Origin of the sequence: Streptomyces sp. ISL-100, assembly GCF_018614615.1 — a bacterium.
Classification (GTDB): Bacteria; Actinomycetota; Actinomycetes; order Streptomycetales; family Streptomycetaceae; genus Streptomyces.
The window spans coordinates 23958-49010 of sequence record NZ_JAGGOK010000026.1; the positions used below are offsets into that span (position 1 = coordinate 23958).

Here is a 25053-nt window from a genome sequence, read left to right on the forward strand (position 1 = left end):
GGTGTGTCAGACCTTCAGCGGCTTGATCGCCGTCGGCGCGTGGCCGGGCTCGGTGGCCAGCTCCTCGAATTCGGTGACGTCGCTCATGTCGACCGTCTTGCTCATCGAGATGTTGGTGATGCGCTCCAGGATGGCCTCGACGACGACCGGGACCTGGAACTCCTGGGCCAGCTTCTTGGCCTGCTCGAAGGCGGCACCCAGCTCGTTCGGGTCGGTGACCCGGATGGCCTTGACGCCCAGCCCCTCGGCGACCTTGACGTGGTCGACGCCGTAGACGCCCAGCTCCGGGGTGTTGATGTTCTCGAACTCGAGGTTGACCTCGAAGTTGATGCCCAGGCCGCCCTGCGCCTGGCGGATCAGCCCCAGGTAGGCGTTGTTCACCAGAACGTGGACGTAGGGAACCTTGTGCTGCGCGGCGACAGCCAGCTCCTCGATCATGAACTGGAAGTCGTAGTCGCCCGAGAGCGCGACGATCGGGGTCTCCGGGTCGGCGGTGGCGGCACCGATCGCGGCCGGGATGGTCCAGCCGAGCGGGCCGGCCTGGCCGCAGTTGATCCAGTTGCGCGGCCGGTAGACGTGCAGCATCTGCGCGCCGGCGATCTGGGAGAGGCCGATGGTGGTGACGTAGCGCGTCTCCGGGCCGAAGGCCTTGTTCATCTCCTCGTACACGCGCTGCGGCTTCATCGGGATGTTGTCGAAGTGCGTACGGCGCTGCAGGGTGGCCTTGCGCTCCTGGGCGGACTCGGCCCAGGCGGTGAAGTCGGGCAGCTTGCCTTCGGCCTTGAGCTCCTTCGCGACCTCGACGAAGAGCTCCAGCGCGGCCTTGGCGTCGGAGGCGATGCCGAAGTCCGGGGCGAAGATCTTGCCGATCTGGGTGGGCTCGATGTCGACGTGGACGAACTTGCGGCCCTTGGTGTAGGCGTCCAGGTTGTAACCGGTGTGACGGTTGGCCCAGCGGTTGCCGATGCCGAGGACGAAGTCCGACTCCAGGAAGGTCGCGTTGCCGTAGCGGTGCGAGGTCTGGACACCGACCATGCCGGCGCTCAGCTCGTGGTCGTCGGGGATGGTGCCCCAGCCCATGAGGGTGGAGATGACCGGGACGCCGGTCAGCTCGGCGAACTCGACCAGCAGATCGGAGGCGTCGGCGTTGATGATGCCGCCACCGGCGACGATCAGCGGGCGCTCGGACTCCAGCAGGAACCGGATGGCCTTCTCCGCCTGGGCGCGCGTGGCGCGCGGCTTGTAGACCGGCAGCGGCTCGTAGGTCTCCGGGTCGAACTCGATCTCGGTCAGCTGGACGTCGATCGGGAGATCGATGAGGACCGGGCCGGGGCGGCCGGAGCGCATCAGGTGGAAGGCCTGCTGGAAGACACCGGGGACCTGCGCGGCCTCCAGGACCGTGGTGGCGGCCTTGGTGACGGGCTTGGCGATCGAGGCGATGTCGACGGCCTGGAAGTCCTCCTTGTGGAGCTTCGCGACCGGGGCCTGGCCGGTGATGCACAGGATCGGGATCGAGTCCGCGATCGCGGAGTACAGGCCGGTGATCATGTCGGTGCCGGCGGGGCCGGACGTACCGATGCAGACACCGATGTTGCCCGCCTTGGCACGGGTGTAGCCCTCGGCCATGTGGGAGGCGCCCTCGACGTGGCGGGCCAGCGTGTGCTTGACGCCACCGACGTTCTTGAGCTCCCGGTAGAAGGGGTTGATCGCAGCGCCGGGCACGCCGAACGCTTGCTCAACACCCTCCAGCTTGAGGATCTCCACTGCAGCGGCGGCGGCTGTCATTCGAGGCATCGCGTACTCCTGCTCGGCCATCGGAGTGACCTCACCGCTGCGGGCCGGCGACGCCACTCCATCGTTTCCATAATGCGGAATTCTGATTCTGCTATACGGAAGCAATTTAGGGGGAGGTCCGGCGCGCGTCAAGAGCGGGCATTGGTTGAAGTCCCTCCCCAAGGCCTCGCTCTTGGTGGACGATGGGCGACGTACCGCAGTCACACGTACCGGTCCGAGGGGGACGGTCATGGGAGAGAACGTGCCGGTGCGCTGCCCGGCATGCCGTCGCCAGCACACCTTCACGCCGCCGGTCTTCCCGTGCGCGTGCGGGGAGCCGCTGGCGCCGCCGCTGTTGCGGGGGGCGACCCCGGAGCGGATCACGCACCGCACCTGGACCGACGCGTGGGTCACCGTCCGGTGCGAGGCGTGCGGGCGCCAGGACCAGTGGCCGCAGCCGGAGCTGGGATGCGCCTGCGGGGTGGTGCTGCGCATTCCGGTACGTCCCGTGCCGCGCCCGGCGCCGCCGCCCTCGGCCGGTACCGCCGGCGGGACGCCCGCCTCGGCCACCGGCTATCCGTTCCACATCCCGCTGCCGCCGACCGCGGCTCCCCCGCGTCCGAAGTTCCGCCCGATGACGATCAGGACCGGGCGCGACGCGGTGACCGCGGCGGCGCTCTACCTGAAGTGGCTCGGATTCCGCGACATCATGCAGTCCCCCGAGCGCCCCGCCTCCGGCATCGACCTGCGCGGGCCCGGCCTGGTCGCCCAGGTCGACCCGACCACCCGCCCCGCCGGCCTGCGCGACGTCGAGTGCCTGTGGCTCCACGGGCTCAGCGCGTCGGCGGTGAGCGTGTTCTTCTCGCTCGCCGGGTACGCCGACGACGCGCGGGCCCGCGCGGACGCCCTCGGGGTGCCGCTCTTCGTCATGGACCTCACGGGGACCCCCCAGCCGGTCAACCGCCCGGCGGACGAACTGGTCAGTGCGGGCGCGTAGGGGGCCCGGGCGCCTGCGGCGGGCTGTTTTCCCGACCCGCCCCTTCCCGAACCGGGGGCAGGCCCCCAGCCCCCCGGACGCCCTGCGGGCATGTCCTCAAACGCCGGACGGGTGAATATGCTGCCGCACCCCTCCAGCCTTTCCGGCGTTTGAGGAGCGGGGTCTGGGGCAGCGCCCCTCACGCGGCGGAGCCGCAAAGTGTCACAGCGGGAAGGGGCGGGTCGGGGAAAAGCCCCGCAGGGGCATCGCCCTCCGCGCGATACTCGCCCCATGCGCATCCGTCCCGCCACGCTCGCGGAGCTCCCCGCACTCCAGGCAATCGAACGCGCCGCAGGCGAGCCGTTCCGCACGCTCGGCATGGCCGCGATCGCCGACGACGACCCGCCGACCCTCGACGTGCTGGCCGGCTACCAGCGGGCCGGCCGCGCCTGGGTCGCCGCCGACCACGCCGACCACGACGACCGCCCCAGGGCGTACCTGCTCACCGATGTCGTGGACGCGGCGGCCCATATCGAGCAGGTCTCCGTCCACCCCTCGGCCGCCCGCCGCGGCACAGGCCGCGCCCTCATCGACCACCTCACCAGGACGGCCGCGTCCGAGGGCCTCACCGCCCTCACCCTCACCACCTTCGCGAACGTCCCCTGGAACGCCCCGTACTACGCCCGGCTGGGCTTCCGGACACTCGCCGATGCCGAACTGACGGACGGCCTGCGGGAGATCAGGCGCGAGGAGGCGGCGCACGGCCTCGACCGCTGGCCGCGGGTCTGCATGCGGCGCGAACTGTGAACAGGGAGATCACGATGGCCGCGAGCATGCGTGGGGTGGTCCTGACCGGACCGGGGCCGGTGGAGAACCTCCACCTGCGTGAACTGCCGATGCCACAGCCCCCGCCGGGCTGGGTCCGCATCGCGGTGCGGGCCTTCGGCCTGAACCGCTCGGAGTTGCACACCCGCCTCGGCCTCGCGCAAGGCGTCACCTTCCCGCGCGTACCGGGCATCGAGTGCGTGGGCACGATCGACGCGGATCCGGACGGCGAGTTCAGCGCCGGACAGCAGGTCGCCACGATGATGGGCAACATGGGCCGCACCTTCGACGGCGGCTACGCCGAGTACACGGTCGTGCCACGCGGCCAGGTGATCCCGTTCCGGTCGGAGCTGCCGTGGGAGGTCATCGGCGCGATACCCGAGACCCTGCAGACCGCGTACGGATCGCTCACCACCGGACTGGACCTGCGCCCCGGCCAGACGCTCCTCATCCGCGGCGGCACCTCTTCCACCGGCCTCGCCGCGGCGGCGCTCGCCAAGGACATGGGCGCCACCGTGCTGTCCACGACCAGGCAGGCCGGCCGCGCCAAGGCGCTCATCAAGCACGGTGTCGACCACGTCCTGGTCGACACCGGTCGTATCGCGGACGAGGTACGGGAAATCGTCCTCGCCGGAGTGGACGCCGCGATCGAACTCGTCGGCACCCCCACGCTCCCCGACACCCTCGCGGCCACCCGCGTCCACGGCACGGTCTGCTTCACCGGAATGCTGTCCAACGAATGGACGGTGCCGGACTTCTACCCGATCGGCTATCTGCCCAACGGCGTCCGCCTGACCGGCTACGGCGGCGAGTCCGCCGACCTGCCCGCCGCCGTACTGCAGGACTGCCTCGACAAGATCGCCGACGGGCGCCTCGCGCTCGGTGTGCCGCAGGTCTACCGGCTGGAGGACATCCGCGAGGCCCATGCCGACATGGAGCACAACCGCTCCGTCGGCAAACTCGTCGTGCGCGTCGACAGCCCTTAAGCCTGGTATCGCTCCCGCAGTTCGACCTTCCTGACCTTCCCGCTGACCGTCATCGGGAACGCGTCCATGATCTCCAGGCGGCGCGGGATCTTGTAGTGGGCGAGCTGGTCGCGGCAGTACGCGGTCAGCTCGCCCAGCGTCGGCGGATCACCGGCGTCCCGGGGGATGACGCAGGCCAGGATCTCCTCCCCGTACCGCGCGTCAGGGAGGCCGACCACCTGGACGTCGGAAATCTTGGGGTGGCTGTAGAGGAACTCCTCGATCTCCCGCGGATAGACGTTCTCGCCACCCCTGATGATCATGTCCTTGATGCGCCCGACAATCTGGACGTAGCCGTCCTCGCGGATCACCGCCAGGTCGCCCGTGTGCATCCAGCGGCCCGCGTCGATGACGTCCGCCGTCTTCCGCGGCTCGTCCCAGTAGCCGAGCATCACGCTGTAGCCCCGGGTACACAGCTCGCCGGCCTCGCCGCGCGGCAGCGTCACCCCCGTCGCCGGGTCGACGACCTTGATCTCGACGTGCGGCATGACCCGGCCCACCGTGCCCGTACGGCGCTCCAGGTCGTCGTCGCGGCGGGTCTGGGTGGAGACCGGTGAGGTCTCCGTCATGCCGTAGCAGATGGACACCTCGGCCATGTGCATCTCGGCGACCACCCGCTTCATCACCTCCACCGGGCAGGGCGAGCCCGCCATGATGCCGGTGCGCAGGGAGGACAGGTCGTACGCCGGGAAGTCCGGCAGCCCCAGCTCGGCGATGAACATCGTCGGGACGCCGTAGAGCGACGTACAGCGCTCCTCCTGTACGGCCCGGAGGGTGGCGGCCGGGTCGAAGGACGGGGCCGGGACGACGATGCAGGCGCCGTGCGAGGTGGCCGCCAGGTTGCCCATGACCATGCCGAAGCAGTGGTAGAAGGGCACGGGCAGGCAGATGCGGTCCTGATCGGTGTAGCCGACCATCTCGCCCACGAAGTAGCCGTTGTTGAGGATGTTGTGGTGGGAGAGGGTGGCACCCTTCGGGAAGCCGGTCGTGCCGGAGGTGTACTGGATGTTGACCGGATCGTCGCAGGACAACTCCGCCTCACGGGCGTCCAGTTGCTCGTCCGTGACCACCCGCACCGCATCGAGCAGCACGTCCCACGAACAGTCGTCGATGAAGTAGACGGCCCGCAGCGCCGGGCAGTCCGGCCGCACCTGGTCGACCAGCGCGCGGTAGTCGCTCGTCCTGTGGGACTGTGAGGCGAACAGGACCGAGATCCCCGCCTGCTTGAGTACGTACGCCAGCTCGTGCGCCCGGTACGCAGGATTGATGTTCACCATGATCGCGCCGATCCGGGCGGTGGCGTACTGCACCAGCACCCACTCAGCGCAGTTCACCGCCCAGATCCCGACGCGGTCGCCCTTGGCGACCCCCGTCCCGAGCAGCCCGCGCGCCAACTGGTCGACGGCGTCACCGAATTCGGCGTACGTCCAGCGGGTTCCCGCCGCGACATCGACGAGCGCCTCCCGCTCCGGGTACGCCGCGATGGCCCGGTCGAGATTCTGGCCAATGGTGTCGCCGAGGAGCGGCACGGAGCCGGTGCCGTGGGTGTAGGAGTTCTGGTTCGGGTTCGGGTTCGGGCTCATCGCAGGTCCCCCTCGTCGTACTCCGCCGACGAGCCCTTCGCCGTACGCTCACGCAGCTCGATCCGGCGGATCTTGCCGGACACCGTCTTCGGCAGCTCGCCGAACTCGATCCGCCGGATCCGCTGGTACGGCGCGAGCACCGACCGCGAGTGCGCGAAGAGCACCTTGGCCGTGTCGGGGCCCGGCTCCCACCCCTCCGCGAGTACGACGTACGCCTTCGGCACGGCCAGCCGCAGCGGGTCGGGCGCGGGCACGACCGCCGCCTCGGCCACCGCCTCGTGCTCGAGCAGCGCGCTCTCCAGCTCGAACGGCGAGATCTTGTAGTCGGAGGCCTTGAATACGTCGCCGCTGTCAGGGGACGGATCTTGGCTTAGGAACAACCGGGGATCAACCCGTCCGTGCACCTCAAGGGGCGGGAGCGTCACCCCGCCTTCTGGGAGCAACTCCCCCGGCACGTCGATCAGCGCGTCCATGAGCTGCTCCCAGAAGCCCGTCTTCAGCCACCGCTGCCAAACACTGGCAAGGTTGCCGCCCGGAAGCGGCAGCTCGCTCCAGGCACAACCCTCACGCGCCTTGTGCAGCATGGCGTCCAGCATGCCCCAGGGGTCCTTGGGGCGCCTACCCTTGCGCCCCGTGAAGATGGGCTCAACCTTCGCCCAGGCGTCGTCCGTCAGAACGGGAACACGGCGCTCACGCTTACGGAACCACGCGCTGATCCCGTCATCGCACCGGGCCTTCCGCGGAATCTCCCCCAGGATGGTGACCTGAACCTCCAGGAGGTCCAGAGCATCCGCCTGTTGGCGCGAATCCAGCCCGCGTAGCCGGTGACGAGCCAGTTGAACCAAGCCCTGAAGATCGCGGCTTCGCTGCACGGCATGTTCGGATTCCTGCTGCCACAGCTTGGCGTCTTCCAGGAGCTCAACGGTTTTCTCCCGCTCCTTGGCCAGTGTGAAGACTGCCTGCTCGATGGCGGCCTTGGCGTCACATTGCTTGGCAGCCACGACAACAGCCGCCGAAATGGCGGCGTCATGGGCAGCCACTTGCTTTTCCAGGCCGGCGATCCGAGTGGCATAATCCACGCGGCCCGACTGACTGAAATCGATCCAGTCCTCTGCCATGACCATCAGACGATCGGGGTCCTCCAGAAGCGCACAGACCTCGTCCCAGACCCTCTTCTCCAGCGCATCAGCGTTGATCTGAGCACAGTCGCATCGTGGCGCCCCTGCATATCCCTGCCCCTTGCCCGAGCAGCGGTAGGCCCGTCCGCCGTCCCTGCCGATGCGACTGGTACCGGTGTAGTACTTGCCGCACGCCCCCACGATGCGTTGGCTGAGTGGGTGAACGGCAGCCTCCGGGATGGACTCGCGCGCAACGGTGGGCTTACGAGCAGTGCGGGCCAACGCGGCGTTGAGGCGCCTCAGTTCCTCCTTCGTGAACAGCGGCGGCAGCTCGATGATGACTGTTTCGCCATATAGCGGCTTTCCTGCGGAATCCAATCGTGTGCCACGTCGGCCACTGTTGCTGGCGGGATCCCTGTGGACCCGGATTGCTTCTTGAACCGCGCGGCCGGTCAAAATGTGCCGCAGCGATCCGCGGGGCCAGTACTCCTTCGTCGGACCAGGGATTCCCTGCCGATTGAATTCGTCTTCTACCGCGTGAGGAGCCATTTCGTCTTCGACAATGTGCTTCCATGCCTGACGAAGCAGGGCCGCCGCATGCTCATTGTCGAGGGCAATCCGGCTCTTGCCGCGCTGTCCCTTGTCCTCGATACGCCAGCCGTACGGGGCAACACCGCCGGGATGGCCCCCCTCTTCGGCCTTCTCTTGAACGCCTCCCTGAGTTCGCTCACGGATGAGTTCGCGCTCTTCTTCGGCATAGTCCGCATCCTTGCGCATCTGGGAACGGCCGACGGCCGTGGTGTTGTCGTAGTCCTTCTTGACGACGGCAACGTAGACGCCGAGATCTTCGAGTTCCCAGACCCACTTCCAGAAGGCGCGACCGGTGCGGCCAATACCACGCCCCTCGTTGACCACCACCATGTCGAAGGGACGGGGCGTTCTCCTGGCATCCTCCATCAGGCGCCTCAGATCAGGACGCTCGTGGGCCTCCAGACTTCCGCTGACCTCGTCAGCGTATGTATCGACGTGGGTCCAGCCCTTCTTCTCGATGTACTTGACGGTCCTCTTGCCGGTGTAAGCGATGCCGTAACCCTTGGCCTGCTCCTCGGTGGACACCCGGAGGTAGTCGACAGCACGCAATGCGGGCGTGAGAGTGTGGGTCATGTCAGTCCCCTTCGCGACTGGCCAGGCAGCCCATGGCTGCCCGGACCCCGGGCGTGTTTGCTGCACCCCCGGGGTCATCCATGCAGCGGGCAGCTTACGGGGACGGACGCCCAGAGCGGGAGCTGAACAGTAGGTTCAGCAAACGGCGGTAGGTATCTCGGTCATGCTCTTCATTGATCGCCCAGATCACGTGCACAGTGGGATTTGATAGCCTCCCGAATTGCATTTCGATCCAAGCAGAGGCTTCTTCCTCCGGTAGCGCATCTCCGCTCTGCGCGGCTCCGTCCTCGACTGCCTTGCCCTGACGCTCGCCCAGCGGTCGGGCATGCCGGGTCCTGCGTGCTGGTGTCCTCGGGAGGCGGGGTCGGCAGCGATGGTGAGCCTCAAGTTGACGGCCAGATGTCGCCGGGCTGTCACACGGCCGTTCCGGCAGTCGCGCAAAGCCGCAGCGTTCATTGCCAGGGGACGGACTACCTTGTCGTCCGTCAAACCCCGAATCTGCCGGACCCTGCCCAGTGCTCTCCTCCGCTCGGCATAGCCCGGCCGAGCGTCTCAACACCCGATCCGCAGCCGACAGTGCGTCAACACAAGTCGGCTCAGGGGAATCTGATGGACCGCAAACCTCAGCGGTGGTGTCCTTGCGTGGAGACGGGCTCATCATGCGCCCTCCATTGACCTGCCGCCCGGCTGTAGCGAGCAGCGCGGCGGACAGCTGTCGGTCAGCAGGAGGTCCAGGGCCAGTGCAGCTTGCTGGGGGACGACGCTATTGCCGAGGAGATGAAGCTGGGCAGCGCGGGTGAGGCCCTCGATGGCGGTGACCCACCCGGACGGAAGACCCATCATCCACTCGACAAACTCGGCGGACAGTCTTCGTGTGCCGGGGACGGTGGGCGGCGGGGCGGGGCGTCCGGTGGCGTCTTCCCACCGTCGGATGGCGGGGAGATAATCGCCCCACCAGAGGGCAGGTGAGTGACGGCGGTCCGCAGATTCATGCCGCCTTGACGCTTCGGCGTCGTGCCCGCGCCTCCCCTGGCGTCGGCCGAGGTCGGGGTAGGCAGAAGCCGTCTGGCCTCCTCGTCCGCAGACGTGCCCGGCCGGGTGAGGGCCGCTGCGGTGGAGGCAAGGGTGAGGCCGCCGTTGCGGTAGCGCTGGTTCGGTGAGCCCTTGGCGCCGTCGCTGGCTCTCGGGGTGGGGAGCAGGTGCTCGATCTCGTCGGCCAGGGTGGGGCCGTGTCCGCCCGCTTTGCGTTTGTCCGGGTGCTGGGAGCCGCCGTTGCTGCCGAGGTTCGCCGTCGTCGTCTTCAACAGGGTCAGCGGGACTCGGGGTCGCCGGCCAGGCTGTGAGGAAGACCCTTTCTCGGCGGTGCGGGGCTCCGACGTCGCTGGCGCGTACGCACGTCCAGCAAGCGTCGTACCCGAGGTCGGCCAGGTCCGCGAGTAGCACGCCGAGTGCCCGCAGCCGGGGATGGTCTGCTCGGTCTCCCAGACACTTCGGGCAGGGTTCCACGTCGCGAAGGGGAGGGATTCCGGCTCGGGTGGAGAGGATTCCTCGGACATTCTCGATCACCACCAAGTGGAGTCTTAGGGTGCCGACGGCAGTGACGATGTGGTGCCACAGACCGGAGCGGGTGCCGGGGACGAGGCCGGTGCGGGTACCGACGACGGAGAGGTCCTGGCAGGGGAAGCCGGCCGTAAGGACACAGACCGGCTCGACGCGCTGCCAATTGATCTCGCGAATGTCACCGTGGTTCGGGACGCCGGGCCAGTGCCGGGACAGGACCTGGACGGCGCGGGGATCGGTATCGGCGTGCCAGACAACCCTTCCGCCCAAAGCCGCCTGGGCCCCGAGGTCGAGGCCGCCGATGCCGGAGCACAGACTGCCGATCGTCAGGGAGTCACTGGCCTCCATGGGCGACCTTCGGTGCACAGGTGCGGGAGCGGAAGTTGGCGGGGGTCGCGGGCTTGCGCGAGGACCGGGTCGCGCAGCGTCGTTCGCCATTGGTCTCGGTACTGCTCCCGGGCCTCGCGGCCGGGGGCATCTCGGGGCGTACGGCCACGAGCGCGTCCTCATGCGCGATCAAGGCGAGGGGGAGACCGGTGCGGCGGGCGTCGCCGACGTTCTTCATCTGGAAGAAGGAGGGGCGGGGGATGAGGCGGCCGTCGCGAATGCCGGCGAGGAGGGCGATGTTGCGCTCGACGGGGATCAGGCCCGCGTTCTCGGCGGCAGCCAAGGCGGCGGAGGGGAGGTCGATGAGTTCGCCGCGTTCGCGCCAGGGGCGGGTGGTGATCACGGCGTGGCCGCCGGGGCGCAGCAGGTGGCGGCACTGGGTGAGGATGTCGGTGAAGCCTTCGAGGAGGGCGTCGAGGCCGACGTGGGCGAGGTTGTGGCGGTCGGTGCTGTAGCGGTAGTCGCGTTTGGTGACGCCGCGTTCGCCGGACTCGCGGGTGGAGCGGACCTGGCCGTGCACCGAGGGTCCGTACGGCGGTGAGGTGACGATCAGATCGACGGTGCCGTGGAAGTGGGCGGGGATGTGGGAGACGAGCTGGCGGGCGTCGCCGCAGAACACCGCCGCTCCCCCGCTGGCGCCCTGGCTGTCGGCGTGGCGGAGGTTGGCTTCGGCGAGGTGGGCCCACTGCGGTTCGTACTCGCAGCCCAGCGCGTAACGGCCCAGGTGTACGGCCTCGACGAGCGTGGTGCCGATGCCGCACATCGGGTCCAGGACCAGGCCGCCCGCCTGCGTGTACGTCTGGATGGCGTGGCGGGCGATGGCCGGGAGCATCTTGGCGGGGTGCGCGGCCGAGCCCTTCACGTACCGGTCGGCGCGCTGGGCGGGGCCCGAGGTGGGGGCGGTGTTCCACACCGACAGGGGTCGGGTGTTCATGGTGGGCTCCTTACTGCGCGGTCTGGACGGCGGAGAGCACGACGAGGTCGGAGTGGATCAGGCCGGGCGCGTCGGCGTCGGGCGGGGTCGGCTCGATGCGGTCGCCGATCGGGGAGCCGTGGACGACGGCGATGTGCTGGAGGTAGCGGAAGCCGGCGGTGCGTGCGGTGGCGATGAGCAGGCCGAGCGGGTCGGTCAGGCGTCCGTTCTCGCGGCGCTGGCGGGTGGCGATCAGGAGCAGGCCGTCGGCGCGCAGGAGGCGGTGGGTGCGGTGGAAGAAGCCGGGCCAGCCGTCGTCGATCGCGCCATGTTCGCCGGGGCCGTAGGCGCCGTGCGCGGGGGCGGTGGGCAAGGTGTCGGGGTGGAGTTCGGCCAGAATCACCGGGGTGAGGCAGACCTCGCCCGGTGCCGGGCCGGAGGTGCCGTGGGCCACACAGGGGGTGCGGGTGTCCATGCCGGGGCCGGTGTCGCTGATGGCCAGGCGCAGCAGCCCGGTGGGCAGGCGGCCGGGGCGGTGGCAGAACTCCCGCTCTGCTCGGCGCACCGCCCAGTCGGGCAGCACGCGCCCGTCCGGGGTGGCGGTGGGTGTGCCAGGGGTGGGGAGCCAGATCGTCGTCGGCAGCGGGGTGGAGGCGTTCGGACGGGTGGGAGTGGTGCGGCGGTTGGGGGTCATGGCGGGGATGCGTCGCCACAGGCCGGGTGCCGGTGATTCGTGCTGACACTTCTTAAGGAGAAATCCCCGGTTGATCGTGCCAGCGAATGGGGAATCCGCTGGTCAACGCCCGATCTGCCACAAGCCGTTCCGGGCGGGCGCGATGAGCGGAGAGGCAAGGGTCAAAGGTCGTTCCGGGACTTTTTTCGAAGATTTCCAGGGCTTCTTGATACGGGAGAACGTGCAGGTCAGCGGGCAAACTGCCAGTAGCTGACGAGGCGTTGGCTGGGCTGCGGCAGGCCCGGTGCGGAGCGCGTGCGGCTCGATGGCAGGGCGGTGACAGGAGGACTTGGCGGGATGGGTGGCGTCCCGATTCGCTACCGCAGGCAAGGAGCCCGCTCATGCGCCGCGCAAACGTCCGTACGTCACTGTCGCAGTCTTCCGCCTCCCCCTTCGACCGGGTCGACGTCTCCCTGCTGAATCTGGCCTCCGGGCCCTCCCCGCTGGCTCTGCCGGCCGTGCTGCTGTCGGAGCGTGAGCCGTCGGCCGCCTGGCCGGTGGACCGGGTCCGGGCGCGGATGGCGCACCCCTCCACGCCGGGTGCGGCGCGGGCGAGGGTGTGGGCCGAGATCGTCCGCCGTCGGGCGGCGCACGGTGAGCCGTGGGGCACGGTCGGGGTGGCGATGGTGGTGCCCGCGCTGCGCCGGGCGCTGGCCCGAATGCCGCGCCCGGCGGAGCTGGACCAGTTCGAGCTGGAGCAGGTGGTGCTGGTCGCGGTCGCCGAGGAGTTCGCTGCTCTGGAACCGGGAGAGGATCCGGCGCAGTTCGGGCTTCGGCTGGTGCGGGCCGGTGACCGTGCGGCCCACCGTCTGACGTACGGCGTGCGGCGGGAGCGCCGTACGAGGGTGGAACCGCTGGAGGAGGGTGCGGTGCCGACGGGGCTGCCGGGGACCTCACTCGCGCAGGTGTACGCGGTCCTTGAACGCGCAGAGGCGGCCGGGGTCATCACCGAGACCGAGCTGGAACTGATCGGCTGCACCCGGCTGGACCGGATGAGCGCGGCCGAGTCCGCACGGGGTGCCGGGATGAGCGTGCGGGCGATGTTCCGCAGCCGTGCGGAGGCCGAACAACGCCTGGTCAAGGCCCTGCTGGCCGGGGAACTCTCGGCCGGGACGGGCTGAGGCTGGCACGATCGGCCGCACTTTTCTCCTTAAGGGAGTGAGAGCGCCTTCCGGGTTCCGGAGTCCGGAGTCCGGAAGGTGCTCTTCTCCCCCTCCTGTCCCCGTGGGTTCTGGGTCCTGCCGTTTCGTGCTGACACCTCGAAACCCGCGTACCGCGCCTCGTGCGCGCTGGCTTCCGCAAGGGAGGTGGTGCGCCGCCGCGGGCCCGCCCCGAACCCCGGGGACGGAGTACCCCCTCTTCCCGCCACGGTGCTGACCGCGCCGTCCTCTCCTCTCTCCCCTGTCTGCCGTGTTGGAGGTGTTTTACGTGCTCGCTCTCATGTCCGGGTTGCGGGCAGAGATCCGCCGCCTCGCCCCGCGCCGGCGGGTCCGGGGAGCAGCCCGTGTGCTCGTCGTGGTCACTGCGATGGTCCTGTCGCTGCTGGCGGATCCGCCGTGGGCGTGGGCCGCGGTTGACATCCCGACCGTGATCAACAATCTGCGGGACTGGATCGTCGGGCTGCTCGCCGGGCTTGCCACGCTGTTCCTCACCTTCGGCGGGCTGCGCTATCTGATGGCCGGGGGTGATCCGGGGGAAGTCGAGGCGTCTAAGCGGGCGTTGAAGGCCGCCGCGATCGGTTACGGGCTCACGATCTTGGCTCCGGTACTGGTCACCGTACTCAAGGGCATCGTCGGAGCCGACGCGGGCGGGGGCGCGCCATGACTCCCGCCCGGCGCCTGCTCGGCGCTCTGCTCCTGCTCGCCGTCTCCGGCGCTCTCGTACTCGGGCTGTCGGCATCCGCACCCGCGCAAGCCGCCCCATATGCACCAGCCGCGCCGGCTGATCCGGAGCCTCGGCCCGAGCCCGGCCCCGCGCCCGCGCCTGAACCCCATCCCGAGCCCTCACGGCCCGAGCCGAATCCTGAGCCCGGCCCTTCCCCGGAGCCAGGGCCGCCGTCCCCACGGCCAGACGAGCCGTCCCAGCCAGATCCGGAACCGACTCCGGGCGAGATGCCGCACGCCTGCGAGGTGAACGGCACCAACTGCGAGTACACCGAAGGCTTCGGCTTCGATGATCTGCTGGACATCCCCGGAATGATCGCGAACGCGATCACCGCGTTCCTGGGCATGCTCGTCGAGCAGATCATGAAGCCGATCCGTGAACTCCTCGCCGACACGCTCTTGGCGACCCCCGACGTCACGCGCCAGGCGGACATCAAGCGGCTGTGGAACGGCTCCCTGGGAATCACGGCTGGGATCTACGTCCTGTTCGTGACCGCGGGCGGCGTGACGGTGATGGCTCACGAGACCGTTCAGACCCGGTACGCGCTCAAGCAGATCGCACCACGCCTGTTTGTCGGGATGATCGCTTCGGCGACGTCGCTGACGGTCATGGGCAAGGCCATCGAGCTGGCCAACGCCCTCTCCCACGCGGTGATGGGCACCGACCTGTCGGACTCCGGGCAGGGGCTCGTGGAGCGGGTCATCCCGTTCGCCCTGTTCGGCGTCGGCGGGCTGAAGCTGTACGGGCTCATCCTCGCCATCATCATGATCGTCCTGGTGCTGGCGGTACTGACTGGCTACATCGTGCGCGTCGCGGTCATCGCGCTGCTCGCGGTCAGTGCGCCGCTCGCGCTGTCCTGCCATGCCCATCCGGTCACCGAGAGCGTGGCGAAGATGTGGTGGCGGGCGCTCGCGGGATGCCTGACCATCCAGGTCGCGCAGTCGATGACGTTCATCGTCGCGCTGAAGATGTTCTTCGCTCCCGGTGCGACCCTGCTCGGGTTTCCCAAGCCGACTCAGTTGGGCACGATGCTCGCCGGACTCGGCCTGTTCTGGGTGCTGTTCAAGATTCCCGGCTGGTGTACGCGGAGCATCTTCCGTTCCACGCCGGTCAACGCCTCGTTGCCCGGGCCGCTACGGATGATGCAGTCCGTGGCGATGTGGCGGCTGGTGAACAGGGCCGTACCGGGCGCCTCTGCGATGCGCCGGGGAGGTGGCGGCGGACCCGGCGGCGGGGGTCTGATCGGGCCACGGGGCGGCGGCGGGCGTCCTGGCGGAGGCGGCGGGCGTCCTAGCGGCGGCGGAGGCGGTCACCCGGGCGGCGGCGGAGGAGGAGGACGCGGGGGCGCTCGCGGAGCTGTGGCCGGCGGCGCGGTACGCCGCCTCGCGGGACGTCTGCCGATTCCGGGCGGGGTGGCCGGGTTCGTGGTACGCCGTGGCTTGGCGGTCATCGCCCGCCGGGCCGCACGCGGCCCGTACCCTGCACCCGGTGCGGCAGGCGCTCCAGGCGCCGCCGGCAGCCCGGCGGGCGGCGCGTCCCAGCCCAGGACCCGGCGCAGGACGCCGTCGTGGGCGCCGACCGCGCCGCCGCGTATCGCGCCGGGCCCGCGCAGTGTGATGCACCCCGGTACCGCCCGGCGTACCCGCCAGCTGACGTTGCCGATCAAAGCGACCCGAGTGCCGACTCGCCCCTCACGGCCCACCCAGCTGCGGTTGCCCGTCCCCGCCGTGCGGAGTCCGCGCCCCGCGCGTGCGGCAACCGGACCTGCGCCTCGCGCCTCGGCCACGGCGCGCGGCCGCCAACTCGCTCTGCCCGTCCCCGCCGCCAGGACCCGCGCCCGCACAGCCCGCCCCGTACAGCTGCGCCTGCCCCTCGAACCGCCCACTCCCCGGAGGTGAGTCCCTTCATGGCCGATCACGAGGACGAGACCGTCCTGCCCGCCAAGATCCCCGCCGACGTATCGAGAAGCGATCAGGTCCTCGGGCCGCTGACCGCGCGCCAGACGGCCATCCTCGCCACCACCGGCCTGGTGCTGTACGGCGGATATTGGGCAGCCCGCCCGTTCATGGCACCGGTCGCCTATGCCGCTCTGGTGGCTCCCGTGGCGGTCATGGTGACGGTGGTCGCGGTGGGGCGGCGCGACGGCATCGGCATGGACCGCCTCCTGCTCGCCGCCACCCGCTTCCATCTCACGCCCAAGCGCCGCGTGCCCGCCCCCGAGGGCATCACCCCGCTGCCCGCTCTCACTCCAGGGGCCTGGAGAGTGCGGTCCGGCCGACCGTCGGCCGCGTTGCGGTTGCCGGTCCGGGAGGTCACCGAGACGGGCACCCTCGATCTGGCCGCCGACGGACAGGCGGCCCTCGCCGTGTGCAGCACGCTGAATTTCCATCTGCGCACCGGCGGCGAGCAGCAGGCGCTGAACGAGGCCTTCGCCCGCTGGCTCAACTCACTGACCGGCCCCACCCAGATCCTGGTGCGCGCGCACCGCCTGGACGCCGCCCCGCTGGTCGAGGAGTTGCTCGAGTCCGCGCCCGCCCTTCCTCATCCGGCTCTGGAGCGGGCGGCCCTGGCCCATGCCGACTTCCTCGTCGAGCTGGCCGCCGAACGTGACTTGCTCACCCGCCAAGTCCTCCTGGTGGCCCGGGAGCCCTCCCCCACCGGTGGGGCGCGGGCCGGCCACCGGCTGACCGAGGCGGCCCGCGCCCTGGAGGCTGCCGAGATCACCGTTACCGCCCTGGACGCCCCTGCCACGGCGCAGATGCTCCGCCTGGCCGCCGACCCCGAATCCGTAGCGACCCCTGATGGTGCGTGATGTTCCGCTTCCTTCGCCGCGACAGCGCGGCCGACACGTCCGTCGACGTGCGAGAGACACTGTCCGCGCTGGGCCCCGACGGGCTCGAAGTCCACGCCCGCACCCTGGCCGTCGGCTCCCACCTCGCCGCCACCCTGGTGGTCACCGGCTACCCCTCCGAGGTCGTCCCGGGCTGGCTGGATCCGCTGCTCACCTACCCCGGCCGTCTCGACGTCGCCCTGCACATCGAGCCGGTCGCCAGCGCGCTGGCCGCCCAGCAGCTCAAGAAACAGCGCGCCCGCCTGGAATCCTCCCGCCGCACGAGTCTGGATAACGGCCGCCTGGACGACCCCGACACCGAGGCCGCAGCGGCGGACGCCGCGGAGTTGGCGTACCGGATCGCCCGTGGCGAGGGCAAGCTCTTCCGCCTCGGCCTGTACATGACCATCTACGGGCAGGACGTCGAGCACCTGGCCGACGAGGTCGCCTCCGTCCGCTCGATCGCCGAATCGCTGCTCGTGACGACCGCCCCGGCGACCTACAGGGCGCTGCCGGGCTGGCTGGCCACCTTGCCTCTGGGCCTGGACACCCTGAAGGTGAGGCGGACCTTCGACACCGAAGCCCTGGCCGCCTGCTTCCCCTTCGCCTCCCCCGACCTGCCCGCCGACATCGCCATGGCACCGGGTGGGGTGCTCTACGGGCTGAACACCTCCAGCGGGTCGATGGTGCTGTGGGACCGCTTCGCCCAGGACAACTACAACTCCGTACTGCTGGCCCGCTCCGGGGCCGGCAAGTCGTATCTGACCAAACTGGAGCTGCTGCGCCAGCTGTTCACCGGGTGCGAAGCGATGGTCATCGATCCGGAGGACGAGTACCTGAAGCTAGCCGAGTCGGTGGGCGGCACGGTCATCCGCCTCGGTGACCCCGCTGTGCGGCTCAACCCCTTCGACCTGCCGCCCGACACCGGCGGCGAACAGGACGCACTCACGCGCCGGGTGCTGTTCCTCCATACCTTCCTGGCCGTGCTCCTGGGCGGCGAACTGGCGGCCAACGAGCGCTCGGTCCTGGACCGGGCGGTTCTGGCCACCTACCGGACGGCAGGGATCACCGCCGACCGGACCACCCACACGCACCCCGCCCCGCTGCTCGCCGACCTCGCCGCCCAGCTCACCGCCATGGAGGAAGCAGCTGCGAGTGAGCTGTGCGCACGTCTGGACCCGTACGTGAACGGCTCACACCGCCAGCTGTTCGCCGGGCCGACGACCACCCGCCCCACAGGACATCTGGTGGTCTTCGCCCTGCGTGAGATCCCCGACGAGCTGAAGACCGCGAGCATGCTCCTGGCCCTGGACGTGATCTGGCGCCAAGTCGCCCACACCGGCACCCGGCGCCGGCGTCTGGTGGTGGTGGACGAGGCGTGGCTGCTGATGCGTGATGGTCACGGAGCGAACTTCCTGTTCCGGATGGCCAAGGCCGCCCGTAAGCACTTCACCGGGCTGGCGGTCATCACGCAGGACGCCGACGACGTCCTGGCCTCCGAGCTGGGCCGGGCAATCGTCTCCAACGCCGCCACCCAGCTGCTGATGCGCCAGTCTCCGCAGGCCATCGACCAGATCGGTGCCGCCTTCCGCCTCTCGCGCGGCGAGCGCCACCACCTGCTCTCCGCCCCCAGAGGCTGCGCGCTACTGCTGTCGGGCCGTACGAAGGTCTCCTTCAGCCCGGTGGCCTCCGAGGAAGAGCATTCCTTGATCACCACGGATCCAGTCGAGCTCCAGGCCGACGCCGAAGCCACCGCCGACGAAGCGGGCGACCCGTACGGCCTGCCCGACCTGACGGGAATTCAGCTGTGAGCCCGGCAGCTCCGGGTGGTCCGCTCGGCCAGTTCCTGACCGACCCCGGCGGCTTCTTCAGCACCGTGCTGGAGACTGTTGGCGCTTCCCTCGCCGCCTCCTGGCCCTGGTTCGCCCCCATTACGGTTATGACCGTCGCCGGGGCCAGCCTCGCCCGTACCGCCCTGCTCCACAGGCGGCAGCGTGCGTTCTGCGACCAGGCGCGGCTGGTGACGATCCTGGCCCCGCCCACTGTGCCCGCCACCGGCGGCGAAGTGCTGTGGGCCCAGCTCTCCGGGCTGCTGCGCCCTCGCTATCAACGCCTGCTGCACGGCCAGCCACATGTCGGCTTCGAGTACGCGTGGTCCACCCGCGGCCTGGTCATCCGCCTGTGGCTGCCCGGCAGCATCCCCACCGCGCTGGTGCGCCGGGCGGTGGAGGCCGCCTGGCCAGGTGCCCACACCACCCTCACCGACATCGCCGCGCCGCCTTTCCCGGCCACCTACCGATGCACGGCAGGAACCCTGCGCCTGGCCCGCCCCGAGATCCTGCCGCTGCGTACGGATCACGCCGAGGATCCTCTGCGCGCCCTGCTCCAGGCCGCCACCGGAATGAGCGAGTGCGAGCACGCGCTCGTCCAGGTCCTGGCCCGCCCCGCCACCGGGGCCCGTCTGCGCCGGGCCAAGCGCGGTGCCCGCCGTCTGAAGGCCGGCCGCACCGCGCCCCGCCTCTCGTCGCTCTTCCGCCTGTTCGCCCATGCTCCGCAGCGCACCTCACCGGCTGCCGCCGATCCCTCGCACGGCGCGGAAGTACGCCAGAGCGTCGGCAAGCTCACCGGCCCGCAATGGGAGGTGACCATCCGCTACGCCGTCGCCCTTCCACCCAAAGCCTCACCGGCCGAGCGAATCCAGGCTCGGCTGCGCGGCCGGTCCCACGCGATCGCCTCCGCCTTCTCCCTCTACTCCGCCCGCAACTGGCTGACCCGCCACCGCCTGCGCACCCCGCACCCGGTCCTCTCCAACCGCCACTTCCCCCACCGCGGCGACCTGCTCTCGGTGCCCGAGCTTGCCGCCCTGGCCCACCTGCCCGTCGACCCCGACGCGCCGGGTCTGGCCCGCGCGGGCGCGCGCTCCGTCGCGCCCCCGCCCTCGATCCCCAGCCCAGGTCCCGGCGTCAAACCGCTCGGCCACACCGACACCGGAACCCGCCGCGGCGTCGGCCTGGCCGTCCCCGACGCCCGCCACCACCTCCACCTCACCGGCTCCACCGGCTCGGGCAAGTCCACCTTCATCGCCCAACTCGTCCTGGACGACGTCGCCGCCGGGCGCGGCGCGGTCGTCATCGACCCCAAGGGCGACCTGATCACCGACCTCCTCCATCGCCTCCCCGCCGCATGTGCCGACCGACTCGTCGTGATCGACCCCGACGACACCCACGCCCCGCCCTGCCTGAACGTCCGGCGACGACATCGACGTCGTCGTCGACAACATCACCGGCATCTTCCGCCGCATCTTCACCGCCTTCTGGGGCCCCCGCACCGACGACATCATGCGCGCCGCCTGCCTCACCCTCCTGCGCCACGCGCAGACCACCAACCGCCTGGTCACCCTCGCCGACATTCCCCGCCTCCTGGGCGAGTCCGCCTACCGCCTGCGCATGATCCCCACCATCAAGGACCCCGTCCTGCGCGGCTTCTGGACCTGGTACGAGTCCCTGTCCGAGCCTTCCCGCGCCGCCGTCGTCGGCCCGGTCATGAACAAACTGCGCGCCTTCCTGCTGCGCTCCTTCGCCCGCCAGGCCATCGCCTCCGGCGAGTCCACCTTCCACCTGAACGACGTCCTTGACGGCGGGATCCTGCTGGCCCGCCTCCCCAAAGGGGCGCTGGGTGAGGAGACCTGCCGGCTGCTCGGCTCGTTCATCGTCGCCAAGACCTGGCAGGCCGCCGCCGCCCGCGCCCGTACCCCCGAACGCGACCGGATCGACGCCGCGCTGTACATCGACGAGGCGCACAACTTCCTGACCCTGCCCTACCCGTTGGAGGACATGCTCGCCGAGGCCCGCGGCTACCGCCTCTCGATGAACCTCGCCCACCAGCACCTGGCCCAGCTCCCCCGCGACCTGCGCGAGGGGATCTCCGCCAACGCCCGCAACAAGGTCTTCTTCAACGCCTCCCCCGAAGACGCGCAGGCTCTGGAACGCCACACCCTGCCCACCCTGGCCGCCCACGACCTGTCCCACCTCGGCCCCTACCAGGCTGCCGCACACCTGCTGGCCGACGGCGCGGAGAGCGCCGCGTTCACGCTCACCACCAGCCCCCTGCCCCCTGCCCCCGACCGTCCCGGGCCGCTCCGCCGAGTTGCGAGTCGCCGCCGCACGCCGGGTCGGCTCTACGGCCAGCCGTTCCGGTTACCTGCCCCTGTAGCGCGAGGAGTTACGCCATGCCCACGACCAGTCCGAATCCCGGGTACGTTCCCCGCGCCGCCTCCCGTCGTCGCCGCCCCGCCCAGCCCAGCCGGGCCCGCAGCGACCTCGCCCAGCTCGCCACTCGGCTCACGCCGCGCGACGTGTGGCTGATCGAGGTGCTGCACGAGCACAAGGTGCTGACCTCCCACCACATCACCGCGCTCGCCTTCACCGGCCACCGCACCGCCAACCGCCGCCTGCGCGAGCTGTATTTCATGGGCGTCGTCGACTCCTTCCGCCCGCTGCGCCAGCGCGGATCCGCCCCCGAGCACTACACCCTCGGCAAGGCCGGCGCGGAGCTCCTGGCCGCCCGCGCCGGCTGCGACCTGGCGGCCACCGGCTGGCGCAAGGACGCCTGCGCCCGCATCGCCTTCTCCCCGACCTTGGACCACACCCTGGGCGTCAACACCCTCCTGGTCCACCTCGCCGCCGCCGGACATCTGACCCAGTGGCTTTCGGAGCGCTCGGCGACCCGTCTGTGGGGCGACTGGATCCACCCCGACGCTTACGCCCACGCGTCCCTTCCCACTGGCGAGGTCCTGCCGTTCTTCCTGGAGTACGACACCGGCTCCTACAACCTCGCCCGCGTCGAGGCGAAACTCCCCGGCTACGCCGCCCTGGCCGCCACCACCGGCACCCGCACCCCTCTCCTGATCCACACCGGTGGCGCACGCCGCGAAGCTGCCCTGCGCCACCGGCTCGCCGAGAGCGCCGACCGCCTCGACCTGCCCGTGGCCACCACCAACCCCGCACTCGGCGACCCCGCCAACCCCGTATGGCTGCCCCTGGCAAGCACCCCCACCCGGCGTCTCGCCCTGTCCGAACTCGCCGCCCATTGGCCCGGCCTCGCCCCTGCCCACACTCCCGAGACCGTGTCGGCCCCCTCCGGCCGTCACGCCACCCTGCCGTGGCGGCCGATCCGGCCGCAGCCTCCGACACCCGAAGGCTGAGGCGTGAGCGCGCTCGCGAAGACCGCGGGCGCGGTGGGTTGCGCCGTCCTCGCCCTGCCGCTGCTCGCCGCGCTCATCATCGTCGTGCTGCTCAGCTCACTGATCCCCGGCAGTGGCACGGCCGGTGCGGCGGCCTCGCCCAGCAAGCATGCCCTCGCCGACATCCCCGCGTTCTACCTCGCCCTCTACCAGCGGGCCGCCCCTGAATGCCCGGGGCTGTCCTGGACGATCCTGGCGGCGATCGGGAAGGTCGAGACCGACCATGCCCGCCACCACACCATGGTTTCCTCCGCCGGCGCGGTGGGGCCGATGCAGTTCATGCCGACCACCTTCCTCGCGTACGCCCACCCGGTCCCGCCAGGCGGGAAGAAGCCGCCCACCCCGTTGGATCCGGTCGACGCCGTCTACGCCGCCGCCCGCCTGCTGTGCGCGAACGGCGCGAAGCACGGCCGGAACATCCGCTCCGCGATCTTCGCGTACAACCACGCGGACTGGTACGTGGACAAGGTCCTCAAGCAGGCCGCCGCCTACGAGGCCGCGGCTCCGGCCCCCAGCGCGGCCGCCGGCAAGGCGGTGGCCTTCGCCCGCGCCCAGCTCGGCACGCCATATGTGTGGGGCGGCGACGGCCCCGCCGAAGGCGGTTTCGACTGCTCAGGACTCACCCAGGCCGCCTACCGCGCCGCCGGCGTCAGCCTGCCGCGCGTCGCCCAGGCCCAGTACGACCACGGCCCCCGCATCCCGGCCAAATCCCCGCTCGCGCCGGGCGACCTGCTGTTCTTCGGCACCGGCCCGAACGCCATCACCCACACCGGGATCTACAGCGCACCGGGCCGCATGATCGACGCGCCCCGCACGGGTGCCGTCGTCCGCGAGGCGCCCTTCGACCCCACGGGCCGGGCCGACTTCCAGGGGGCCACCCGCCCCTCTGGTACGAAGGCGGCCCGGTGAGCGCCCCAACGGCCGCTGAGGCGCAGGCGCTGCTGCGCGTACTGACCAAGGTGCTCTGTGCGGTGGCCGTCCTCGCGCTCGTCTTCACCGCCGTCAACATCACCCTCTTCGCTCGCTCGCGCGGTATCCCCCTCGGCATCGCGGCACTCCTGGACCCCATGCTGAGCCTGGCGCTGGCAGCCGTCCTCTTCGCCGATGCCCGCCTCGCGTCCTGGGGCATGCGCCCACCGCGCTGGTCGGCCGCACTGCGCTGGTTCACCGGCATCGCCGCCACCTTGATGAACACCTGGGAAGCGATCTGGCCGACCGGACAGATCGGCTGGCCGATCCACGCCGACCCGGCCAGGATCCTCTTGCATGGCATCCCCACAATCCTGCTGATCCTGCTAACCGAGACGATCGCCGCCTACCGCAGGGTCGTGGCCGATCTTCTGAACCAGATCGGCGAAGCCGATCCTCCCGCCGCGCACTCCGCTCGTGCCACCGATTCCCCCGACTCGGTCGCCGATCACACGGAACCGGTTGGGCCCGGTCCCGAGAACACCAACCATCCGTACGCCCCGACCACCCCCGCACCACAAACCGCCCCGGGGCAGCGTCTGTTGCCGCAGATCACGGCTACGATGGGGGCCGACGCGCCCCGCACCCCGCCGATGGGCCCCGATGCCCAGCCCCCGGTCAACGGCGCGGCAAACGGCGATCTGTGGCGGCGCGCTCTCTCCCTGGACCACGCCGCTCGCGCCGTCGCCGGACGGCCGGTCAGCCTCTGGAAGCTGCGCTCCGAACTGCACATCGGGCCCACCCGCGCCCGCCAGATCCACACCCAGCTCCTCGCCCACCATCGCCCCGCCGAGCCCGCCGATCCGGACCCGCCGATCGGCCGGACCCGATCCGCGACGTGACCGGCCACCCGTACACCGCTCCGGACCGATCGCCCGGCCACCCGGACACGGTCCCCAGACCGTCGACGCCGCCACCCTTCCCACACAGGAGTACGGATCGGCCCGCACGCTCTCCACCAGCGGCAACGGGCCGCTTGACACCGTCGCGGACCAGAGCGTCCATGGTGGTCCGCCGCAAGGCCACGGGTTCACGAACCCCAAGCCCCCCGGCGGACCGGCGGGAGAACTCCGCGATGCGCACGCGGCCCGCCACCCCACGACCGCACCCATGTGGTCGCACCCCGGCCGGGGACCTCACCCCATCAACACCTCATCTGGAACGAGGCCCCACCCATGTCCGAGAACACCACCGCGACCCGAGCCCTCCACGCCGACGCCTCCCCCGAACCGCTGAGCGGGCTGACCGGCGCACCCGCCGCGATCTACACCGAACTCTCCGCCTCCACCGGCGCGACGGTCGCCGAGCTCGCCCTGGCCGCACGCATCGGCCGCTCCACCGCCGGCAAGGCCCTAGCCACCCTCGAAGAGCACGGACTGGCCGTACGCGAGGAGGGCGAGCGCACCGGAGCTCGCCGCACCCCCGACCAATGGCGCTGCGCCCAGCCCGCCGCCGATGCCACCCCGGACACCGACAAGCCGGAGGAAGCCGCCGACGACGCGCCGGACACCAGCGAGCACGTCCTCACGGAGTCGGCGGCAGAGGCCGAGACGGAGACCCCTGCGCACGAGCCGGAGCCCGCTCGGTCCAGCGACGACGAGCCCGTCACTACCGCCGAGGACGCCGAAACCCCCAGCGCGGGCAGTGACAGCACCTCCGCCGCCCCCGACGGGACGGACGCGGAGGACGAGCAGCCCAAGCCCCCGACGATCGCCGCCAGCCCCGCCCCGGCGTCCGGCGGAAAGGCACGACCGGCCCCCGGAGCGCTGCGCCAGCTTGTCATCGACCACCTGACGGCCCATCCCCAGGAGGCGTTCACCGCGACCGCGATCAGCCGGAAGATCGAGAAGAGCTCGGGCGCCATCGCGAACTCCCTGGTCACCCTCGCCAAGCAGAACATCGCCGAGCAGGTCAACGACCGGCCCCGCACCTACCGCCTGGCCGCACGGACCGAGGCCGACTAGTACTCCAGCAGTACTTCGTGGCTTGACCTGGGGAAACGTCGAGCGGTGGGAGTGTAGCGGGCAGAGTGCTGTCACGGACGGCTTCTGCCCGCCGGCCCCTCGAAGGA

The 25053-nt window shown here is 70.6% G+C and carries 18 protein-coding genes and 3 pseudogenes; 14 read left to right on the top strand and 7 right to left on the bottom strand.

Features of this window, described 5'->3' with window-relative positions; all coding sequences use genetic code 11:
* Window positions 1–6: 6 nt before the first annotated feature.
* Window positions 7–1794 (bottom strand): glyoxylate carboligase, encoded by a 1788-nt coding sequence (gene gcl, locus J7E89_RS11855; RefSeq protein WP_214972464.1) that lies wholly within the window; start codon window positions 1792–1794, stop codon window positions 7–9.
* A 229-nt stretch (window positions 1795–2023) separates the two neighbouring features.
* On the opposite strand from gcl, the gene J7E89_RS11860 reads away from it, so the two are divergent.
* The 3 genes from J7E89_RS11860 to J7E89_RS11870 all read left to right on the top strand — a co-directional run bounded on the left by J7E89_RS11860 (window position 2024) and on the right by J7E89_RS11870 (window position 4560).
* The gene (locus tag J7E89_RS11860) at window positions 2024–2770 is read left to right on the top strand and encodes a hypothetical protein (RefSeq protein ID WP_214972467.1); all 747 of its coding nucleotides are present in this window, start codon (window positions 2024–2026) and stop codon (window positions 2768–2770) included.
* A 270-nt stretch (window positions 2771–3040) separates the two neighbouring features.
* A complete protein-coding gene (locus tag J7E89_RS11865; protein ID WP_214972470.1) occupies window positions 3041–3556 on the top strand; it encodes a GNAT family N-acetyltransferase in 516 nt (171 codons plus the stop codon).
* A gap of 14 nt (window positions 3557–3570) precedes the next feature.
* Window positions 3571–4560 carry a zinc-binding alcohol dehydrogenase family protein gene (locus J7E89_RS11870; RefSeq protein WP_251060423.1) on the top strand — a complete coding sequence of 330 codons (990 nt, stop codon included), beginning with the start codon at window positions 3571–3573 and terminating at the stop codon, window positions 4558–4560.
* On the opposite strand, the gene J7E89_RS11875 is transcribed toward J7E89_RS11870, so the two are convergent.
* The 6 genes and pseudogenes from J7E89_RS11875 to J7E89_RS11895 form a co-directional block, all read right to left on the bottom strand.
* On the bottom strand, window positions 4557–6182 hold the full coding sequence (locus tag J7E89_RS11875) for an AMP-binding protein (protein WP_214972473.1): 1626 nt from the start codon (window positions 6180–6182) through the stop codon (window positions 4557–4559). The genes J7E89_RS11870 and J7E89_RS11875 overlap by 4 nt on opposite strands.
* A pseudogene (locus J7E89_RS40775) lies at window positions 6179–6526 on the bottom strand (AMP-dependent synthetase); the annotation flags it as partial. The pseudogene J7E89_RS40775 and the gene J7E89_RS11875, both read right to left, overlap by 4 nt.
* Before the next feature lie 138 nt (window positions 6527–6664).
* Window positions 6665–8542: pseudogene (locus J7E89_RS11880) on the bottom strand (recombinase family protein); the annotation flags it as partial.
* Between the two features lie 579 nt (window positions 8543–9121).
* Window positions 9122–10462 carry a DNA cytosine methyltransferase gene (locus tag J7E89_RS11885; protein ID WP_308315441.1) on the bottom strand — a complete coding sequence of 447 codons (1341 nt, stop codon included), beginning with the start codon at window positions 10460–10462 and terminating at the stop codon, window positions 9122–9124.
* Window positions 10359–11345: a TRM11 family methyltransferase gene (locus J7E89_RS11890; RefSeq protein ID WP_214972481.1), complete on the bottom strand. Its 987-nt coding sequence runs from the start codon at window positions 11343–11345 to the stop codon at window positions 10359–10361. The genes J7E89_RS11885 and J7E89_RS11890 overlap by 104 nt, the downstream gene beginning before the upstream one ends.
* 10 nt (window positions 11346–11355) lie before the next feature.
* On the bottom strand, window positions 11356–12018 hold the full coding sequence (locus tag J7E89_RS11895) for a hypothetical protein (protein ID WP_214972484.1): 663 nt from the start codon (window positions 12016–12018) through the stop codon (window positions 11356–11358).
* Between the two features lie 380 nt (window positions 12019–12398).
* On the opposite strand from J7E89_RS11895, the gene J7E89_RS11900 reads away from it, so the two are divergent.
* The 11 genes and pseudogenes from J7E89_RS11900 to J7E89_RS11945 all read left to right on the top strand — a co-directional run bounded on the left by J7E89_RS11900 (window position 12399) and on the right by J7E89_RS11945 (window position 24946).
* Window positions 12399–13178, top strand: a complete 780-nt coding sequence (locus J7E89_RS11900; RefSeq protein WP_214972487.1) for a hypothetical protein — start codon at window positions 12399–12401, stop codon at window positions 13176–13178.
* Between the two features lie 406 nt (window positions 13179–13584).
* The gene (locus tag J7E89_RS11905; protein ID WP_251060427.1) at window positions 13585–13881 is read left to right on the top strand and encodes a pilin; all 297 of its coding nucleotides are present in this window, start codon (window positions 13585–13587) and stop codon (window positions 13879–13881) included.
* A gap of 305 nt (window positions 13882–14186) precedes the next feature.
* Window positions 14187–15839, top strand: a complete 1653-nt coding sequence (locus J7E89_RS11910; protein ID WP_251060431.1) for a hypothetical protein — start codon at window positions 14187–14189, stop codon at window positions 15837–15839.
* 8 nt (window positions 15840–15847) lie between these two features.
* Complete coding sequence (locus J7E89_RS11915) at window positions 15848–16753, top strand: PrgI family protein (RefSeq protein WP_214972498.1); 906 nt, start codon at window positions 15848–15850, stop codon at window positions 16751–16753.
* On the top strand, window positions 16753–18582 hold the full coding sequence (locus J7E89_RS11920) for a VirB4 family type IV secretion system protein (protein ID WP_214972501.1): 1830 nt from the start codon (window positions 16753–16755) through the stop codon (window positions 18580–18582). The genes J7E89_RS11915 and J7E89_RS11920 overlap by 1 nt, the downstream gene beginning before the upstream one ends.
* Entirely contained in the window at window positions 18579–20405 is a 1827-nt protein-coding gene (locus J7E89_RS40780) for a type IV secretion system DNA-binding domain-containing protein (RefSeq protein WP_308315442.1), read from the top strand. The genes J7E89_RS11920 and J7E89_RS40780 overlap by 4 nt, the downstream gene beginning before the upstream one ends.
* Window positions 20406–20604: 199 nt before the next feature.
* Window positions 20605–20685 (top strand): annotated as a pseudogene (locus J7E89_RS40785) (hypothetical protein); the annotation flags it as partial.
* Window positions 20686–20999: 314 nt separating this feature from the next.
* The gene (locus J7E89_RS11930; protein ID WP_214972503.1) at window positions 21000–21974 is read left to right on the top strand and encodes a replication-relaxation family protein; all 975 of its coding nucleotides are present in this window, start codon (window positions 21000–21002) and stop codon (window positions 21972–21974) included.
* Window positions 21975–21977: 3 nt separating this feature from the next.
* On the top strand, window positions 21978–22922 hold the full coding sequence (locus J7E89_RS11935; protein ID WP_214972506.1) for a bifunctional lytic transglycosylase/C40 family peptidase: 945 nt from the start codon (window positions 21978–21980) through the stop codon (window positions 22920–22922).
* Window positions 22919–23824, top strand: a complete 906-nt coding sequence (locus tag J7E89_RS11940) for an extensin (protein WP_214972509.1) — start codon at window positions 22919–22921, stop codon at window positions 23822–23824. The genes J7E89_RS11935 and J7E89_RS11940 overlap by 4 nt, the downstream gene beginning before the upstream one ends.
* A 333-nt stretch (window positions 23825–24157) precedes the next feature.
* Window positions 24158–24946 (top strand): helix-turn-helix domain-containing protein, encoded by a 789-nt coding sequence (locus J7E89_RS11945; RefSeq protein WP_214972510.1) that lies wholly within the window; start codon window positions 24158–24160, stop codon window positions 24944–24946.
* The last annotated feature ends 107 nt before the right edge of the window (window positions 24947–25053 follow it).

Bases quoted from the DNA above. Each gene is read 5' to 3' on its own strand.
- J7E89_RS11930 (WP_214972503.1), top strand. From the start codon at position 21,000: ATGCCCACGACCAGTCCGAATCCCGGGTACGTTCCCCGCGCCGCCTCC.
- J7E89_RS11905 (WP_251060427.1), top strand. From the start codon at position 13,585: ATGGTCCTGTCGCTGCTGGCGGATCCGCCGTGGGCGTGGGCCGCGGTT.
- gcl (WP_214972464.1), bottom strand. From the start codon at position 1,794: ATGCCTCGAATGACAGCCGCCGCCGCTGCAGTGGAGATCCTCAAGCTG.
- J7E89_RS11895 (WP_214972484.1), bottom strand. From the start codon at position 12,018: ATGACCCCCAACCGCCGCACCACTCCCACCCGTCCGAACGCCTCCACC.
- J7E89_RS11875 (WP_214972473.1), bottom strand. From the start codon at position 6,182: ATGAGCCCGAACCCGAACCCGAACCAGAACTCCTACACCCACGGCACC.
- J7E89_RS11885 (WP_308315441.1), bottom strand. From the start codon at position 10,462: ATGGCGAACGACGCTGCGCGACCCGGTCCTCGCGCAAGCCCGCGACCC.
- J7E89_RS11870 (WP_251060423.1), top strand. From the start codon at position 3,571: ATGGCCGCGAGCATGCGTGGGGTGGTCCTGACCGGACCGGGGCCGGTG.
- J7E89_RS11860 (WP_214972467.1), top strand. From the start codon at position 2,024: ATGGGAGAGAACGTGCCGGTGCGCTGCCCGGCATGCCGTCGCCAGCAC.
- J7E89_RS11865 (WP_214972470.1), top strand. From the start codon at position 3,041: ATGCGCATCCGTCCCGCCACGCTCGCGGAGCTCCCCGCACTCCAGGCA.
- J7E89_RS11945 (WP_214972510.1), top strand. From the start codon at position 24,158: ATGTCCGAGAACACCACCGCGACCCGAGCCCTCCACGCCGACGCCTCC.
- J7E89_RS11915 (WP_214972498.1), top strand. From the start codon at position 15,848: ATGGCCGATCACGAGGACGAGACCGTCCTGCCCGCCAAGATCCCCGCC.
- J7E89_RS11900 (WP_214972487.1), top strand. From the start codon at position 12,399: ATGCGCCGCGCAAACGTCCGTACGTCACTGTCGCAGTCTTCCGCCTCC.
- J7E89_RS11920 (WP_214972501.1), top strand. From the start codon at position 16,753: ATGTTCCGCTTCCTTCGCCGCGACAGCGCGGCCGACACGTCCGTCGAC.
- J7E89_RS11890 (WP_214972481.1), bottom strand. From the start codon at position 11,345: ATGAACACCCGACCCCTGTCGGTGTGGAACACCGCCCCCACCTCGGGC.